Below are 15,819 nucleotides of genomic sequence, written 5' to 3'. Positions count from 1 at the left end.
GCGCTTTGTGAACACAACGCCACCATAAAGTGTTATTAACAGTCTGAAATAAAGTTTATTGACATAAACTGAACAACAATCACTAATATTTAGATTGATTTAGTTTTGTTAACGCTTTAACGGAGAAACGTTCAATGGCAAGCCCCAACTGAAGTCCAAACTTCTCAGCAACGCCTTTTTTAGCCTTATAAGCCACCTTATAGAGTTGGTGACTTTCATTTAGTGACATGAGTAAATCATCACTGGTTGAGATTTCATCGACTAGTTTAAGTTCTAACGCTTGTGTACCAAACCAATGTTCTCCAGTGGCCACTTTCTCAATATCAAGGTCAGTACGATTGTCAGAGACAAAGTGTTTGAACAGACCATGCGTTTCTTCAATCTCCTCTTTAAACTTTTCTCTGCCTTTATCCGTATTTTCACCAAACAGCGTGAGTGTACGCTTATACTCACCAGCGGTTACCATTTCAAAGTCAACGTTATTCTTTTTCAATAAACGATTGAAGTTGGGGATCTGCGCAATCACACCGATTGAACCAATAATTGCAAATGGCGCTGCAATAATCTTATCTGCAACGCAGGCCATCATATATCCACCACTTGCAGCAACCTTGTCTACACAGACCGTCAGTGGAATACCTGCTTGCTTAATGCGCGTAAGTTGCGATGCACCAAGTCCATAACCGTGAACAACCCCACCACCACTTTCTACAGACACTACAACCTGATCCTTTTCTTTATCTGCAATCGTTAAAATAGCGTTGATCTCTTCTCTTAAACCCTCGACTTCGTGCGCGTCCATACTTCCATTAAATTCAAGATAAAAAACATTTTTCTCTGTATCTTTATCTTTATTTTTTTGCGCTTTTGATTGTGACTTATTTAGGGCTTTTAACGCCTTTTTATCAAGCGTTTGCTGCAAAAACTGTTGTTTAGATTGCGACAGACTGTCGCTTAAATCGGTAACTTCAATTTCGCCCTTTTTCGATTTCGGTTTTGAGCTTGCTCCCACCATCAAAATAATGACTACTGCAATACCAAAGATAATGGTTACTGTCTTGGCTAGAAATAACCCATATTCAAACAAAAATGCCAAGTCGTTCTCCTCATTTAGCTCATAAAGGGGCCCATTTAACTCAATATTAAATAGACACAAAAAAGGCCGCTAGTTGCGGCCTTTTATAGTCTCGAAAAATGTCTTAGTTTGCAACAACATCCGGGTTAGATACTTGCAAAACCAAACCCTTTGACTTCAAGAAGCTTGCAACTTGTGTTTGCATTTCGATTGACGCCGCTGCGTGTCCCGCTGCTGTGCCACCGGCTTTTTCATCAAAGCCTGTCGTCAAGATTGAACTATGGTGACCCTGAGAGAACTTCACTACATAACTTCCAGGTGTTCCGTCTTGACTCATTTGTGTTTCACTTGCAGGCATTAAGCCCATGAAACCAGCAAGTGGTAAGCTACCAGACAAGAAGCTACGTTCTGTTGTTGGAGGAATAACCAAGTCAGCTGCATTGCCATCAACACCACCCGTAACAACGCTCATATATACTGGCGTTTGTAGCGCTTTCACGGAAGCTGCATAGTTAAGTGGATCGGCACTACCTAATGCGGTTTGTGCTGCAAAACCAAACTGCGTCACCGTACCATCAATTAGTGCTAATGTCGCAGTGTCTCCAGCCGCTTCTAAATTCGCTCTAAATGTTCCATATGCACAAGAAACATATTTGCTTTGATCCGCAGCAAACGTACCACAGTCAGCAATTGCGCCTTCTTGCAGATAGGCATTAAACGCTTGCGATGCTAGGTTACCTGCAGAGCTTAACACTGAGCCTTGAACAAACGGGCCAAATGATTTTGACTCAATCAAGAAATTAGCAATGCCCGAACCACCACTTGCAAGCGCTGCTGACTCAACTTTAAAGAAGCCATCAATTGCTGGATTTAATGGCGCATTGGTTTGAGCGAGGAAGCTTGGGCCTACAATAGAACCTAGTGAGTGACCTAAGTAACTAACTTGCTGGGTATTAAAGTTAACTTGACCGCCAGATGCTAGATTGATGAAGTTTAAGCCTAAACGTAAACCCATTAAATCTGCTGCTGATTGCTTTAAGTTATCACGCGCAACCAACAACGATGTTAGGTTCATGTAGGACAACACGCTACCTGTCGAGGCATTAAAATCATCAGTGCCATCACCATCGATATCTAAACCGCGAGCACCGTGCATTGGGTGATCGATCGCAACTGTGGCAAATCCAGCTTGTGTTAATGACAACGTCAAGCCAAGCATGTCTTCTTTTTTACTAGTGATACCATGTTGCAAGATAACAACAGGCCAGCCGCCTTCAGGGCGCTGAGACTCATCCGCAGGCATTGTGATTTGCACAGGAACATTAGCAAGCCACTGCTCTTTAGGAATTGGATTGTACTTAGTCAAGAACTTAGTACCATCTAAACCTAAATCTCTCAACTTTCCACCGGAAAGTGTATTACAAGCGATATCATTTGGTTCTGTAGGCTCTGGTAAACCACCAGCTTGCGCTGCATATCCAGCGACAGCCACCGCGCTGTCGCAACGTGCTTGCCAATAGGTATCAGCTAGCGCAGAGATATCTTTATTTTTTGGTTGTGATAAGTATTGAGGTAGTTGTATTTGACCTTGCAATAAACGCACGCTTCTAAAAGCAGGTAAAATAGCATCAGGCACTTTTCCTACAAGTGCATCTGCAACGGTGATCATCGGTTGTGCAGGTACAGCAACAACAGGGTTAGCACCGCCTTGTAGTTTAGCGGCTAACAATTGCTTAGTCGCCGCCAATGCGTGACCTGTCGACTGTGTCGTCATTGCAGCTGTATATATAATCTCTTCTTTGCTCACCGAGCCCGCTGCAGTTACCGCCTCTTCATAGCTACGAATAACAGCCTGTAGAGACTTCTGAGCATCAGTTACCAATGGCGCGTCTTGGCGCAACAACGTGTAAGTCGAAGAAGCATCTACACTTTGACCTTTTGAGTCTTTAAGACCTTTGGTCAAAACAGTGATATACGTAGTTTCTGGTTTAAATGGTTTTACTGGAATAATAACTAAACCATTACCTGTGCTATTAGCCATGGTAACGAAATCACCATCAGGGCCAAATTGTAATTCAGCAATTGGCTTACAAGCGATACCTGAAGGCACCTGAGCACAGTCTTCGTCGGTTTGTAATGGTCCACCCATTGCAACTTCAAAAATTCGTACAGCGCCCGGAGTCATGACGCTTTGCGCATCAAGTGTCAAACCATTCGGTGTCGTCATATCGATAACATAAGGCATTTGTGTCGACCAACCATCTAAGGCGCCAATCACAATACTTGGGTTTGCGTAGCTTGCACGCGTTACCAGCGGGTTACCTTCACCATCTTTCACTCCTAACATTTCGTCAGGTAGATTTAAGGTACCGTCTTGAGTGCCGGATAAAAGGATATCGTTTGGAACTGAGATCACACCACCGGATGGATCAAATTTAACAGAAATCGTTGGAGAAACGGGTGTAGTATCATTTTTTACATCTTCTAACGTTTCACCGCCTCCACAGCCAGCGAGTGCTGCTGATACTGCGAGTGAGAGTAGCATTTTTTTCATTGTATAGGCTCCGACATAATCTTATTATTATTGTGATAATTCTCGTTAAATCTATGTAATTGCATTTTTAATAAGACATTAGACCAGTTAAACTTAACTCAAACTTTGTTATTTCGCCAGCCATATTTACAATAAATTCGCTAACTTGCTACCGCATTGTGATAAAATAGCTCAAACATCTTAATTGGAGTCCAGAATGCAGACTTATCAAGCTCCTGAAAACGCACTTGCGAATAAAACGATACTAGTAACAGGTGCTGGCGACGGCATCGGCCGTGTTGCGGCGATTAATTACGCAAAATATGGTGCAACGGTCATTTTATTGGGCAAAACCACCAGTAAACTAGAAGCGGTTTATGATGAAATTGTTAACGCCGGTTACCCACAGCCTGCAATTGTACCTTTAGATTTACGTGGTGCAACCAAACAACACTTCCGAGACTTGGCAGCCACTATCGAGCAGCAATTTGGTAAGCTAGATGGCTTGCTAAATAATGCTTCTATTCTAGGCTCTTTAGGACCGATGGAGCACTTTTGCGTTTCAACCTTTGAAAATATAATGAAGGTAAACGTAACTGCTCAAGCAGTGATCACTAAATCACTATTCCCTGTCATGAGAAAAGCGCCTAACGCTTCTATCGTCTTTACTTCATCGGGTGTAGGACGTAAAGGTCGTGAGTTTTGGGGAGCATATGCAATCTCTAAATTCGCAACCGAAGGTATGATGCAAACTTGGGCCGAAGAAGTAGGTAAAACCAATATTCGCATCAACTGCATTAATCCTGGTGCAACAAGAACAAGTATGCGTGCATCAGCATTCCCAGGTGAAGATAAAGATAAACTCAAAACACCTAAAGAATTAATGCCAACATACCTGTACTTGATGTCTGATGACTCAATCGGGGTTAATGGCCAATCTTTAGATGCCCAAACCTACTAACTAGTACTTAAAGGCTGCAAACCCACAATTGCAGCCTTATATATTATTCAAGCTCTAGGCAAGGTTTCAAACGCCAGCACCCGTTCTAATTTTTCATCCCACTTTGCTTTGCTCGCGATAAATAGGTGTGCAGTTGGCGTAATACTCGGCGCATCATCTAAACTACCGGCAGGTACGACTAAACCAACAGACTGCTCGTTTGGTAATGCAGAACCACAACAAGCGCAAAAGGCTTTAACGTGCTTGGTATTCGGTAAAGTAAAGCGCGTGATTAGCTTTTCTCCCGCGAGCCAAGTTAGCGCAGCATTTTGAAAAAATAAATTCGCAGCATGTGCAGAGCCGGTGTCTTTTTGACAATACTCACAATGACATAAATAAAAGCCCTGCGCGTTGCCCTCTACAAGATACTTAACCTGACCACACAGACAACTACCAGAAAACGTCTCTTTCATTTGCATTTCCTTATCAAATACAAAAACACCAGCTAGGCTGGTGTTTTAAGAAAGCTTAAATTACTTTCTTCTTGGGGTTTTGACCCTTTGATTATGCTTTTTCACCGCTTTGCGGATCTTATTAATTTTCGCGCGCTTGTCTTTACGCTTTTCTGGCATGACCGACAACTTAGTTTGCTGCTCGGCTCTCATGCTTACCGATTTACGTAAGTAGTTGACATCTTCCAATTTTAATTCTTCCCACCCACCTTGTGGCAAACGCTTGTTTAGCTCTAATTTACCATAACGGATACGGATCAAACGCGACACTTCAACATCTTGTGACTGCCAAAGGCGCCTGACTTCACGATTACGCCCTTCCGTTAGCGTTACATTGAACCACTTATTCAGACCTTCACCACCAAGAGGCTTAATCTTAAGGAATTTTGCAGGGCCGTCTTCTAGCTCAACGCCTTTGGTTAATGTACGCAACGTTTGGTTTGTTACTTCACCAAATACGCGAGCAGAGTATTCACGTTCGACTTCGTATTTTGGGTGCATCAAGCGATTAGCTAGCTCACCATCATTGGTAAAGAGCAACAGACCTGATGTATTGATATCTAATCGCCCAATTGCTATCCAACGGTCACCGTCTAACTTTGGTAGCCTATCGAATACAGTGCGACGACCTTGAGGGTCGCGACGAGTACACAACTCCCCTTCAGGCTTATGATACATGAGTACGCGACAGATGCGCTCTTCTTGCTGCTCTATTTTAACAACATGTCCATCTACACGGATCACCGAAGTCTCTTCCACTCGGTCTCCTAGCTTGGCAACTTTTCCATCTACACTTACGCGGTTAGACTCAATATACTTTTCCATTTCACGTCTTGAGCCAACGCCAGCTCTTGCCAATACTTTTTGTAGTTTTTCACTCATTCAGATGGTTCTCTCACAGAAGGATCGTTTAATAACTGTTCTATTTTCTCATTATGTTGTTCAGGTAATCGAGGTAATTCCCCAAGACCAGATAATGAGAAGTAATCTAAAAATTGTTTTGTCGTTGCATACAATGCAGGCTTACCCGGTACCTCTTTATAACCCACCACTTTTATCCACTCGCGATCTATCAAGCTTTTGATAATATTGGAACTCACGGTGACGCCGCGAACTTGTTCAATTTCACCTCGAGTGATCGGTTGTCGGTAAGCAATCAATGCTAGAGTCTCAAGTGTAGCACGTGAGTATTTTGGTGCTTTTTCCTGCCACAGTTTACTTAGCCAAGGGCTCAAGCTAGGGCAAGCTTGAAAACGATATCCGGTACCAACCTCAACCAGCCTTACGCCGCGAGTTTGATAATGATTTACCAGTGTTTCCAGTGCCTGTTCAATACGCGGTGATGACACGCTGATATCTTCCAGCACCGTTTCTTTTAAGCGCTTTTTAGATAACGGCTTATCTGAAACGAAAATCGCTGCTTCAACCAATTCAACCAGTTGTTCATCGCTAACGCGTCTTTTCATATTTTATGCTTGAAGATAAAAATGCGGAGTATAGCAGAGGCTGCAGCCATCCCCTAGCCTTTTAAATGCAGGTAAATCGACGCTGCCGTTGCTGATTGAATATAGTCAACCAATTGTTCCTTAATGAGTTCGAGCATGGCAATAAAAGTAACCACCACACCACTGCGCCCTTCGTCCAAGGTAAAAAATCGCGCAAATTCTACCGGCTTATTCTGTTCTCGTAGCAATTGCAATATAAAGCTCATACGCTCTCGAGTCGAAAGTGCTTCTGCGGATATATGATGGTGCTCAAAGGTCTTGGCTCGGGCCATCACTTCCGACAGCGCCAAAAGTAATTCCCTCAGTTCAATGTCTGGGAATTCTGGCTCAGAGTCGATACTACTGTCTACCAATGCATGAGCGACAAAGATATCACGCTCAACACGAGGGATATCATCTAAGTTCTCAGCGGCTTGCTTAAATTGCTCGTATTCCTGCAAGCGCCTCACTAGCTCCGCTCTGGGATCTTCCTCTTCCTCTAACTCTTCGTGTTTTGGTAGTAGCATTCTTGATTTTATTTGTGCCAGCAAAGCTGCCATCACTAAGTATTCACCCGCAAGTTCGAGCTGCATGTCCTTCATCATTTCAACATACTGAACATACTGCTGAGTAATACTAAAAATCGGTAATTCTAAAATATCTAATTTATGTCTTTTAATAAGATAAAGCAGTAAATCCAACGGGCCTTCAAAGGTCTCTAAGATAACTTCTAAGGCTTCGGGGGGTATATAGAGATCTTCCGGCTTTTCAATTACCGCTTCACCGTGTAAAAATGCCAGCGGTAACTTCTGTTGGAGTGCTTCTGTCATCTCAGCATGCGTTATTCAAAAGGCAACGTATCGCCACAGCCACGACGCAAAATTTCAATGGTGTCTTCGGACATATCAATAACGGTGGTAGCTTGCTCGATTAAATAGCCACCATGAATGATCAAGTCTACGTGCTTCTCAAGACGCATGCGGATATCATCCGGATCAGACTCGGTAAACTGCTCTCCCGGCAAAATCAAGGAGCATGACATCAAAGGTTCACCCAGCGCTTCCAACAAAGCGCAGGTAATTGGGTTATCAGTAACACGGATCCCGATGGTCTTTTTCTTTTCATTGAGCAACCGGCGAGGAACTTCTTTTGTTCCTTTAAAGATAAAAGTGTACGGACCCGGCGTATTATTCTTAATCATCCTAAACATTTGATTATCGACACGGGCATAGGTCGAAAGCTCAGACAGATCTCGGCATAAAAGAGTGAAGTTATGGTGTTTTTCAATGCCGCGGATCCGCTCTATCCGCTCCTTAGCTTGCTTATTACCGAGGTTGCAACCAATGGCATAGCCGGAGTCGGTTGGAAACACAACCACGCCACCTTGTTCAATAATATCAGCCGCTTGGCGAATTAAACGCGTTTGCGGGTTATCTGGGTGAATATGAAAAAATTGACTCATAAGCTTATTCCTCTTTGCCTCCCCAATGACGCCAAACTCCTTGACAATCTTTAGGTAAATACAAGTTACGACCAAGGTCGACCCAAGGCATTGGGAAGTGGAAATCTGACCCTTGGCTTGCTAACAATTCAAACTCTTGACTTAGTCGCCCCAAAAATTGGCGCTCTGTAGGCGCTTGCTGCGGCTGTGCAACTTCCATTGCAGCTCCCCCAACCGCTTTAAATTCAGCAATTAACTTTCTTAGCCACTTATTCGACATTTTGTATCGAGCAGGATGCGCCAGCACACTTACCCCACCCGCTGCGTGAATAGCAGCGACGGCAGTTTGTATGTCGCACCACTGGCTTGGCACATATCCGGTCTTGCCACGTGCTAAAAATTTATTGAAAACGCTTTGCACATTTTTAGCTACGCCCCGTTCAACCAGCACTTGAGCAAAATGCGCCCTAGTGATCTGCGCAGTTTGGGCAAGTGCAAGGGCATCTTCGTAAACATGTTCATAGCCCTTTTTGGCTAAGCGCTCGCCGATTTCTTTTGCTCTGGCTTCTCGCTTTTGCTGCTGTTCGTGCAGCAGCTTTGTCAATGCTTCATGCTCAGGGTCAAAGTTTAATCCAACAATATGGATTTCAAAGCTTTCCCATTTTGTGGAAATTTCAACGCCATTAATAAGTTCTAACGTGAGATTATTTTGGTTAATGTAGTCACGGGCAGGCTGGATCGCTTCTATCGTGTCATGATCGGTAATTGCAAGAATATCAACGCCTTTTTCCGTTGCTCGCTCAAGCAATTCATCAACAGCTAAGCGGCCATCGGAAAAAGTAGTATGGCTGTGGAGGTCATATTTAATCAAAATGTATTAACTATCTCTATGAATTATCAACGTTTTGATTATATCACAAGTTAACTGATACGACCTTAGGTTATTTTCTGATATTTGCCCTTGACACTTGTAGCAAGAATAGGGTTTACTGTAGCTAATTTAGATTAAACAACGAAATATTCACAAATGAACAAACAAATTCAAAAAAACATTTGGTGGTGGCACTCGAATTAAGCGGGTGTGTTTCGTTATGTCTACGATTTATCAACCCGCGCAATGTCGCGGGTTTTTTTATACTTTTTAGAGGCTTATATGAACAACAATATCACAGTAAACACAATTTGGTGGTGGTGGATGCCCTAGCGGGACGGTATTGTTGTGTCTGAACAATAACCCCCGCAGAGCTCAGCTTTCGGGGGTTTTTTATTTTCTAAACAGAATATCTAGAAATTAAGAGGAATGAGGTTTGATTTTTAGTCACATAACGACCACACCAGGTGAGGTCACCAGCATAAGTCAAAGGCGCGATTATATTGCCAGCCCACTGTCTTTATACGCAGGTTTAAACAAAGCAAACTCGTTACTGCTCGAGTCAGCAGAAATAGAGTCTAAAGACAATGTGAAAAGTATCGTGCTTGTGGATAGTGCAATTCGATTCGAATGTAACGGCGCCCAAGTCATTGCCAAAGCCTTGTCTAACAATGGTGCTCAGTTGCTACCGTACCTTGCGCAAAAGGTCACTAATTGTGACGTGATCCTCAATGATAATACCTTGACGCTCACGTACAACGCATTGGAAAGTGACATTGATGAGCATACAAAACTAAAAGCGGATAACGCCTTTAGTGCGCTCAGAACCTGTATCAATGAAATTAAACGTAACTCAGACACGCCGTTTTCCGTCTTTTTAGGTGGTGTATTCGCCTATGATATGGTGGCAAACTTCGAGCAACTTCCTGAAGTACCAGATGGGGATAACGACTGTCCTGACTATGTTTTCTATCTCGCTGAAACCTTAGTTGTGATCGATCATCAAGCACAAACCACTGAGCTCATTGGTAATGTTTTCAATGGCCCTGAGGTTCACGCCAATTGTTTTGAAGTAGGCAAACAGTTGGAAGAATTAAACAGTCAGTGTAACCAAATCACTGAATTTCAGTTTGAGCCGCTAAACGGCAGCCCAGACGTCAAAGTCAATGTGAGTGACGACGAATATTGTCAACACGTTGAAAAGTTGAAAACCAACATTATCAACGGTGACATCTTCCAAGTCGTTCCCTCTCGCAATTTTTCACTTCCTTGCCATAACTCACTCGCCGCCTATAAACAGCTCAAACTACAAAACCCGAGTCCCTACATGTTTTATATGAAGGATGAACGTTTTGTGCTATTTGGCGCATCTCCAGAGTCGGCACTCAAATATTGTGAGCAGAGTAACCAAGTTGAAGTCTATCCCATCGCGGGGACGAGACCACGAGGTAAGTTTGCTGATGGGTGTATCAATCCGGATTTAGATAGCCGCATTGAGCTTGAGCTACGCAACGATCAAAAAGAACGTGCAGAGCACCTTATGTTGGTTGACCTTGCCCGTAACGATGTCGCGCGGATCAGTATTGCAGGTACTCGACACGCAAAAGAATTATTGAAAGTGGACCGCTACTCACAAGTCATGCATTTAGTATCACGCGTCGTTGGCCAATTAAAGCCGGATTTAGATGCCCTTCACGCCTATCAGGCTTGTATGAATATGGGCACTCTCGTCGGCGCACCAAAAGTTAAAGCCGCAGAACTTGTTCGCCATACAGAAAAGCAGCGTCGTGGTAGCTATGGCGGAGCGGTAGGTTATTTGATGGGCAATGGCGCGATGGACAGCTGCATCGTAATTCGCTCCGCGTTTGTAAAAGATAACGTTGCTTACGTGCAAGCGGGTGCAGGTGTTGTGTTTGATTCAAATCCACAAAGCGAAGCAAATGAAACCAAAGCTAAAGCTATGGCAGTGATTAAAGCAGTACAGTCCACGTATGAAGGAGCAAACCATGACTAAGGTATACTTTTTAGATAATTTTGATTCTTTCAGTTATAACCTTGTGGATGAGCTGAGTTTGTTAGGGCTCGACTTGGTTGTTTATCGTAACAATATCTCTGCCGAAACTATTTTCAATAAAATGTGTGCCGAAATTGACCCTGTAATCTTAGTTTTATCACCAGGGCCTGGCGCGCCATCAGAAGCAGGCTGTTTGCTCGCGCTAATTGAGCTATGCAAAGGTAAATTCCCCATGCTGGGGATTTGTCTCGGTCAACAAGCCCTTACCCAAAGTTATGGTGGTGAAGTTGGCAGAGCGGGTGAAACGGTACATGGTAAATCTTCTATTATTGAAGCGGATGAGCATCCGGTATTTGCCGGACTCGGTACGCAATTTCCCGTGGCGCGTTATCATTCTCTGATGGCAACAAGCGTACCACCAGCACTGCAAGTGATCGCGAGATACCAGGCCATTCCGATGGCAATCTATCACAGTGAACACAAAGTGATTGGCTACCAATTTCACCCAGAATCAATATTGACCCCCAATGGCGCTCAGCTATTACAACAAAGTATCGCGTACCTTAGCGCTTAGGAGATCACGATGGAAAAGTTACAACCTCTATTACAGCAACAAGATTTATCGTTCGACGCCGCCAAATCCTTGTTTAGCGATATTATGGCTGGGCAGCTGAGCGACATCGAACTTACCGCAGCGCTACTTGCGCTTAAGTTTAAAGGTGAAACAGCAGTGGAGATAGCTGGAGCAGCTCAGGCCATGCGTGATCATGCCACTGCGTTTAATAAGCAAGGCCTACTTGCAGCAGACAGCTGTGGTACGGGCGGCGATGGCACAAATACTATCAATGTGAGTACCACGGCCGCCATTGTCGCAGCGGCATGTGGTATTAATATGGTCAAACACGGTAATCGCAGCGTGAGTAGCAAATCAGGTTCCGCAGATTTACTAAAAGCACTTGGGATCAATATCGATATGACTCCAGCGCTCGCCGAAAAGTGCCTAGCAGAGACCGGCTTTACCTTTTTGTTTGCACCGCATTACCACGCAGGTGTAAAACATGCTATGCCGGTTCGTACACAACTAAAAACGCGCACGATATTCAATATTCTGGGGCCATTGGCAAATCCGGCCAAGCCTGAGGTGCAATTACTCGGTGTTTACGACCCTGCACTTGTTTTACCCATGGCAGAAACGCTAAACCGCTTAGGCACGAAACGCGCGATGGTCGTTCACGGTAGTGGCACTGATGAAATTGCCCTACACGGCGAAACGCTAGTCGCAGAAGTGAAGTATGGTGAAGTGACACAATACACTATTACCCCAAGCGATTTTGGACTAGAAAACTATTCACTTGAATCTATTGCTGGTGATACGCCAGAATATAACGCGAAAGCAAGCCTTGCGATTTTAAATGGTGAAGGCGAAGCAGCACACAATGCAGCGATCATCGCAAACGTTGCAGCCTTGTTGGTCTTAACCGATAAAGCCACAGATTTTAAAACCGCAAGCCAGCAAGTACGCGAAGTGCTTGCAAGTAAGAAAGCCATGACAACCTTGGCTAACATTGTAGAGGTGAGTAATGGCTAACGTATTAGAAAAAATTGTTGCCGATAAAGTCGAAGAATTAAAAGCGCGTAAGGCGCGGCGTCCGTTAAGTGATTTTATCGATGAAGTAACTCCAACCACGTTGAACTTCACCGGTGCACTGGCGCAAGCTGGGACACAATTTATTTTAGAGTGCAAAAAGGCGTCTCCTTCAAAAGGCCTTATTCGCTCACATTTTGATTTGACTGAAATTACCAGTGTTTATCGTAAGTACGCGACATGTATTAGCGTGCTAACCGACGAAAAATACTTTCAAGGCAGTTATGAATACCTTGCCACGGTGAGAAAGCTGGTTGATCAGCCTCTGATCTGTAAAGACTTCGTTATTGATGAATACCAAGTTTATCTCGCCCGCTTACACGGTGGCGATGCCATTCTTTTGATGTTGTCTGTATTAAATGACGAAGAATATTTGGCACTAGCGAGCGTGGCCAAATCACTTAATATGTCGATTTTAACGGAAGTAAGCAACGAAGAAGAAGTGACACGAGCGCTAGCGCTAGACGCTGAACTTATCGGTATTAACAACCGTGATCTTAGAGACTTATCAACAGATTTAGCAACTACAGAGAAGCTGCGAGCGTTAATCCCAGCAGACAAAGTGGTGATTTCAGAGTCTGGCATATACACGCACCGCGATGTGAAACGCTTATCACCGATTTGTGACGGCTTTTTGGTTGGCAGCTCACTGATGGCTGAGCAAGACTTAGAACTTGCTTGCAGACGCTTGATTTTGGGCGAAAACAAAGTGTGTGGTCTTACTCGAAGCCAAGATGCGCAAGCAGCTTATGAAGCTGGAGCGGTATACGGCGGTCTTATCTTTCATCCAAAATCGCCTCGTTATGTCGACATTGACTGTGCGAAGGCCGTCGCCGATAGCGCGCCTCTCAAGTATGTTGGCGTATTCGTTAACGCACCGCTTGAGCAAGTTGTTGAGTATGCGCAAATATTAAAACTTAGCGCAGTGCAATTACATGGCAATGAAGATGAGCTATACATTGATGCCTTGCGTAAACAACTACCACTAACATGCCAAATTTGGAAAGCACAAGGTGTGGACACGACACTGCCAAGCCCCTTCGCTGGCGTAGACAAGCAATTGTACGATACCAAAACCGATACCGCATTTGGTGGTACGGGCCAAGTGTTTGATTGGCAGTTATTAAATAGTGGCTCGAGCAATTATATGTTGGCTGGCGGCCTAAACCCCGACAACATTCACGGTGCCGTTAATATAGGTGCCGATGGTCTTGACCTAAATTCAGGCGTTGAGCAATCGCCTGGTAAAAAATGCGCTCAAAAAATCGCTAACGCGTTTACACAAATTCGAAAATATTGAGGTGGACATGAGTAATTCAGCTTATTTTGGTGACTTCGGAGGCATGTTTGTGCCCGAGTTACTCGTACCTGCGTTAAAGCAGTTAGAACAGGAATTTTATAAATCACAAAAAGACCCAGAATTTCAACAGGAGTTTTATCAACTCTTGAATGAATTTGCGGGTCGCCCAACCCCACTGACTAAAACTCGCAACTTAGTTAAAAACCCTAAAGTCAAACTGTACTTGAAACGTGAAGATTTACTTCATGGTGGGGCACACAAAACCAACCAAGTATTAGGTCAAGCGCTCTTAACTAAACGTATGGGTAAAAAAGAAGTCATCGCAGAGACAGGGGCTGGACAACATGGTGTTGCAACCGCACTAGCCTGCTCTTTACTCGGCTTAAAATGCCGGGTATACATGGGTGCTAAGGATGTTGAACGTCAGCAGCCAAACGTATTTAGAATGCGTTTGATGGGTGCAGAAGTGATCCCGGTTACTGCGGGCTCGGGTACCCTAAAAGATGCCGTAAATGAAGCATTACGTGATTGGTCTGCAAACTACAAGACGGCGCATTATTTACTCGGAACCGCTGCAGGTCCCCACCCGTTCCCGACGATTGTCCGTGAGTTCCAAAAAATGATTGGCGAAGAGGCGAAGCAACAAGTACTAAAAGCAGAAGGTCGTTTGCCAGATGTGGTTATTGCTTGTGTGGGTGGCGGCTCAAATGCTATTGGTATGTTCGCAGACTTTATCGATGAAAAAGACGTTAAATTAATCGGGGTGGAACCGGCTGGTAAAGGCTTAGATACCGATGAACACGGCGCAGCATTATGTAAAGGTACTAAAGGTATTTTGCACGGAGCCTATACCTATATCATGCAGAACCAAGATGGCCAAATCGAAGAATCTTATTCTGTGTCAGCAGGCCTTGACTACCCAGCTGTTGGTCCACAACACGCCTACCTTCATGAAACGGGCCGCGCGCAATATGTTGGCATTACCGACACTGAAGCATTAAACGCCTTCCAAGCGCTTGCTAAACACGAAGGTATTATTCCTGCCCTTGAGTCGAGTCATGCGCTGGCGTACGCACTAAAATATGCAGAAGCGCAAACCGAAGAAACGGTAATTGTTGTAAATTTAAGTGGCCGCGGAGACAAAGACCTAGCTCACGTCCACCAAGTACTATCTGAGCGAGGTGAACTATGAAACGTTATGACGCGATGTTCGCGCACTTAAATGAAAAAAAACAAGGTGCATTTGTTCCTTTCGTGACGATTGGCGACCCCGATAAAGCACTCAGTATTGAGATCATCAAAAGCCTGATTGACGGTGGCGCTGATGCATTGGAGCTCGGTATTCCATTCTCAGATCCCATCGCGGATGGCCCTGTTATCCAAGCTGCCAACATCCGTGCATTAGAGCAAAACGTTAATACGCAAGACTGTCTTGAGATCATTGCTGAAATTCGTCGATACGACAGCGATATTCCGATTGGTCTATTGCTTTACTCAAACTTGATTTTTGCGCGTGGTATTGAGCAGTTTTATCAAGATGCCAAAATTGCGGGTGTGGATTCTATCTTAGTCGCTGATGTGCCACTTCACGAAGCCAAACCGTTCAGGCTCACTGCAATGGCAAACGATATTGCGCCAATTTTCATTGCAACGCCAAACGCGTGTGATGACACCCTCCGTGAATGTGCAACCCGTGGTCGTGGCTACACCTATTTACTTTCGCGTGCAGGCGTTACTGGTACAGAAACAACGGCACAAATGCCAGCAACAGAAATAATCACCAAACTTATTGAGTATCATGCCGCGCCGCCGCTGTTAGGTTTTGGTATTTCTGAGCCTGAGCATGTAAAGCATGCTATTCGCTCAGGTGCGGCAGGCGCGATTAGTGGCTCTGCGGTGGTGAAAATCATCGAAAAACATTTGGATGACCCAAAAACCATGTGCTTTGAGTTAAAAACCTTTGTCGAGCGTATGAAAGCAGCAACGCAGAAGTAATATGACTGT

The 15,819-nt window shown here is 44.3% G+C and carries 15 protein-coding genes; 7 read left to right on the top strand and 8 right to left on the bottom strand.

Translation table 11 applies throughout. The features are described from left to right. Positions 1 to 82 precede the first annotated feature (82 nt). Entirely contained in the window at positions 83 to 1,096 is a 1,014-nt protein-coding gene (sohB, locus tag B1L02_RS07050; protein WP_088530460.1) for a protease SohB, read from the bottom strand. Between the two features lie 103 nt (positions 1,097 to 1,199). Continuing rightward, positions 1,200 to 3,629 carry a VolA/Pla-1 family phospholipase gene (locus tag B1L02_RS07045; protein ID WP_088530459.1) on the bottom strand — a complete coding sequence of 810 codons (2,430 nt, stop codon included), beginning with the start codon at positions 3,627 to 3,629 and terminating at the stop codon, positions 1,200 to 1,202. A gap of 196 nt (positions 3,630 to 3,825) precedes the next feature. Here B1L02_RS07045 and B1L02_RS07040 point away from each other — a divergent pair, with 196 nt between their 5' ends. Beyond that, positions 3,826 to 4,569, top strand: coding sequence for a YciK family oxidoreductase (locus tag B1L02_RS07040; protein WP_088530458.1), 744 nt, complete (start codon positions 3,826 to 3,828; stop codon positions 4,567 to 4,569). Between the two features lie 47 nt (positions 4,570 to 4,616). Here the strand turns inward: B1L02_RS07040 and B1L02_RS07035 are convergent, their stop codons facing one another. The 6 genes from B1L02_RS07035 to rnm are packed head-to-tail and all read right to left on the bottom strand — an operon-like array spanning position 4,617 to position 8,856. Further along, positions 4,617 to 5,021: a GFA family protein gene (locus B1L02_RS07035; protein ID WP_088530457.1), complete on the bottom strand. Its 405-nt coding sequence runs from the start codon at positions 5,019 to 5,021 to the stop codon at positions 4,617 to 4,619. Positions 5,022 to 5,081: 60 nt separating this feature from the next. Further along, positions 5,082 to 5,942: a 23S rRNA pseudouridine(2605) synthase RluB gene (gene rluB, locus B1L02_RS07030; RefSeq protein WP_088530456.1), complete on the bottom strand. Its 861-nt coding sequence runs from the start codon at positions 5,940 to 5,942 to the stop codon at positions 5,082 to 5,084. Continuing rightward, positions 5,939 to 6,526 carry an SMC-Scp complex subunit ScpB gene (gene scpB, locus B1L02_RS07025; protein WP_088530455.1) on the bottom strand — a complete coding sequence of 196 codons (588 nt, stop codon included), beginning with the start codon at positions 6,524 to 6,526 and terminating at the stop codon, positions 5,939 to 5,941. The genes rluB and scpB overlap by 4 nt, the downstream gene beginning before the upstream one ends. Before the next feature lie 53 nt (positions 6,527 to 6,579). Next, entirely contained in the window at positions 6,580 to 7,374 is a 795-nt protein-coding gene (locus tag B1L02_RS07020; RefSeq protein WP_088530454.1) for a segregation and condensation protein A, read from the bottom strand. 11 nt (positions 7,375 to 7,385) lie between these two features. After that, positions 7,386 to 8,006 carry an L-threonylcarbamoyladenylate synthase gene (locus B1L02_RS07015; protein ID WP_088530453.1) on the bottom strand — a complete coding sequence of 207 codons (621 nt, stop codon included), beginning with the start codon at positions 8,004 to 8,006 and terminating at the stop codon, positions 7,386 to 7,388. A gap of 4 nt (positions 8,007 to 8,010) precedes the next feature. Then, the gene (rnm, locus tag B1L02_RS07010) at positions 8,011 to 8,856 is read right to left on the bottom strand and encodes an RNase RNM (RefSeq protein ID WP_088530452.1); all 846 of its coding nucleotides are present in this window, start codon (positions 8,854 to 8,856) and stop codon (positions 8,011 to 8,013) included. Between the two features lie 436 nt (positions 8,857 to 9,292). Here rnm and B1L02_RS07005 point away from each other — a divergent pair, with 436 nt between their 5' ends. Genes B1L02_RS07005 through trpA form a run of 6 tightly spaced genes read left to right on the top strand, consistent with a single transcriptional unit; the run spans position 9,293 to position 15,810 of the window. Next, a complete protein-coding gene (locus B1L02_RS07005; protein WP_088530451.1) occupies positions 9,293 to 10,870 on the top strand; it encodes an anthranilate synthase component 1 in 1,578 nt (525 codons plus the stop codon). Further along, the gene (locus B1L02_RS07000) at positions 10,863 to 11,444 is read left to right on the top strand and encodes an aminodeoxychorismate/anthranilate synthase component II (protein ID WP_088530450.1); all 582 of its coding nucleotides are present in this window, start codon (positions 10,863 to 10,865) and stop codon (positions 11,442 to 11,444) included. The genes B1L02_RS07005 and B1L02_RS07000 overlap by 8 nt, the downstream gene beginning before the upstream one ends. A gap of 9 nt (positions 11,445 to 11,453) precedes the next feature. Then, entirely contained in the window at positions 11,454 to 12,458 is a 1,005-nt protein-coding gene (gene trpD / locus B1L02_RS06995) for an anthranilate phosphoribosyltransferase (RefSeq protein WP_088530449.1), read from the top strand. Further along, entirely contained in the window at positions 12,451 to 13,815 is a 1,365-nt protein-coding gene (gene trpCF, locus B1L02_RS06990) for a bifunctional indole-3-glycerol-phosphate synthase TrpC/phosphoribosylanthranilate isomerase TrpF (protein WP_088530448.1), read from the top strand. The genes trpD and trpCF overlap by 8 nt, the downstream gene beginning before the upstream one ends. Positions 13,816 to 13,822: 7 nt before the next feature. Beyond that, positions 13,823 to 15,007, top strand: a complete 1,185-nt coding sequence (gene trpB / locus B1L02_RS06985) for a tryptophan synthase subunit beta (protein ID WP_088530447.1) — start codon at positions 13,823 to 13,825, stop codon at positions 15,005 to 15,007. Beyond that, on the top strand, positions 15,004 to 15,810 hold the full coding sequence (gene trpA / locus B1L02_RS06980) for a tryptophan synthase subunit alpha (RefSeq protein WP_088530446.1): 807 nt from the start codon (positions 15,004 to 15,006) through the stop codon (positions 15,808 to 15,810). Before trpB ends, trpA begins: the two co-directional genes overlap by 4 nt. Positions 15,811 to 15,819 lie beyond the last annotated feature (9 nt).

Origin of the sequence: Pseudoalteromonas piscicida (assembly GCF_002208135.1) — a bacterium.
GTDB classification, from domain to species: Bacteria; Pseudomonadota; Gammaproteobacteria; order Enterobacterales; family Alteromonadaceae; genus Pseudoalteromonas; species Pseudoalteromonas piscicida_A.
The sequence above is the reverse complement of the archived record's forward strand: the minus strand, read 5'-3'. Positions and strand labels throughout refer to the sequence as shown.

What these genes read in the sequence shown, in the direction of transcription:
- B1L02_RS07045 (WP_088530459.1), bottom strand. Translation starts at nt 3,629, where the DNA reads ATGAAAAAAATGCTACTCTCACTCGCAGTATCAGCAGCACTCGCTGGC.
- B1L02_RS07040 (WP_088530458.1), top strand. Translation starts at nt 3,826, where the DNA reads ATGCAGACTTATCAAGCTCCTGAAAACGCACTTGCGAATAAAACGATA.
- B1L02_RS07035 (WP_088530457.1), bottom strand. Translation starts at nt 5,021, where the DNA reads ATGAAAGAGACGTTTTCTGGTAGTTGTCTGTGTGGTCAGGTTAAGTAT.
- rluB (WP_088530456.1), bottom strand. Translation starts at nt 5,942, where the DNA reads ATGAGTGAAAAACTACAAAAAGTATTGGCAAGAGCTGGCGTTGGCTCA.
- scpB (WP_088530455.1), bottom strand. Translation starts at nt 6,526, where the DNA reads ATGAAAAGACGCGTTAGCGATGAACAACTGGTTGAATTGGTTGAAGCA.
- B1L02_RS07020 (WP_088530454.1), bottom strand. Translation starts at nt 7,374, where the DNA reads ATGACAGAAGCACTCCAACAGAAGTTACCGCTGGCATTTTTACACGGT.
- B1L02_RS07015 (WP_088530453.1), bottom strand. Translation starts at nt 8,006, where the DNA reads ATGAGTCAATTTTTTCATATTCACCCAGATAACCCGCAAACGCGTTTA.
- B1L02_RS07000 (WP_088530450.1), top strand. Translation starts at nt 10,863, where the DNA reads ATGACTAAGGTATACTTTTTAGATAATTTTGATTCTTTCAGTTATAAC.
- trpD (WP_088530449.1), top strand. Translation starts at nt 11,454, where the DNA reads ATGGAAAAGTTACAACCTCTATTACAGCAACAAGATTTATCGTTCGAC.
- trpCF (WP_088530448.1), top strand. Translation starts at nt 12,451, where the DNA reads ATGGCTAACGTATTAGAAAAAATTGTTGCCGATAAAGTCGAAGAATTA.
- trpB (WP_088530447.1), top strand. Translation starts at nt 13,823, where the DNA reads ATGAGTAATTCAGCTTATTTTGGTGACTTCGGAGGCATGTTTGTGCCC.
- trpA (WP_088530446.1), top strand. Translation starts at nt 15,004, where the DNA reads ATGAAACGTTATGACGCGATGTTCGCGCACTTAAATGAAAAAAAACAA.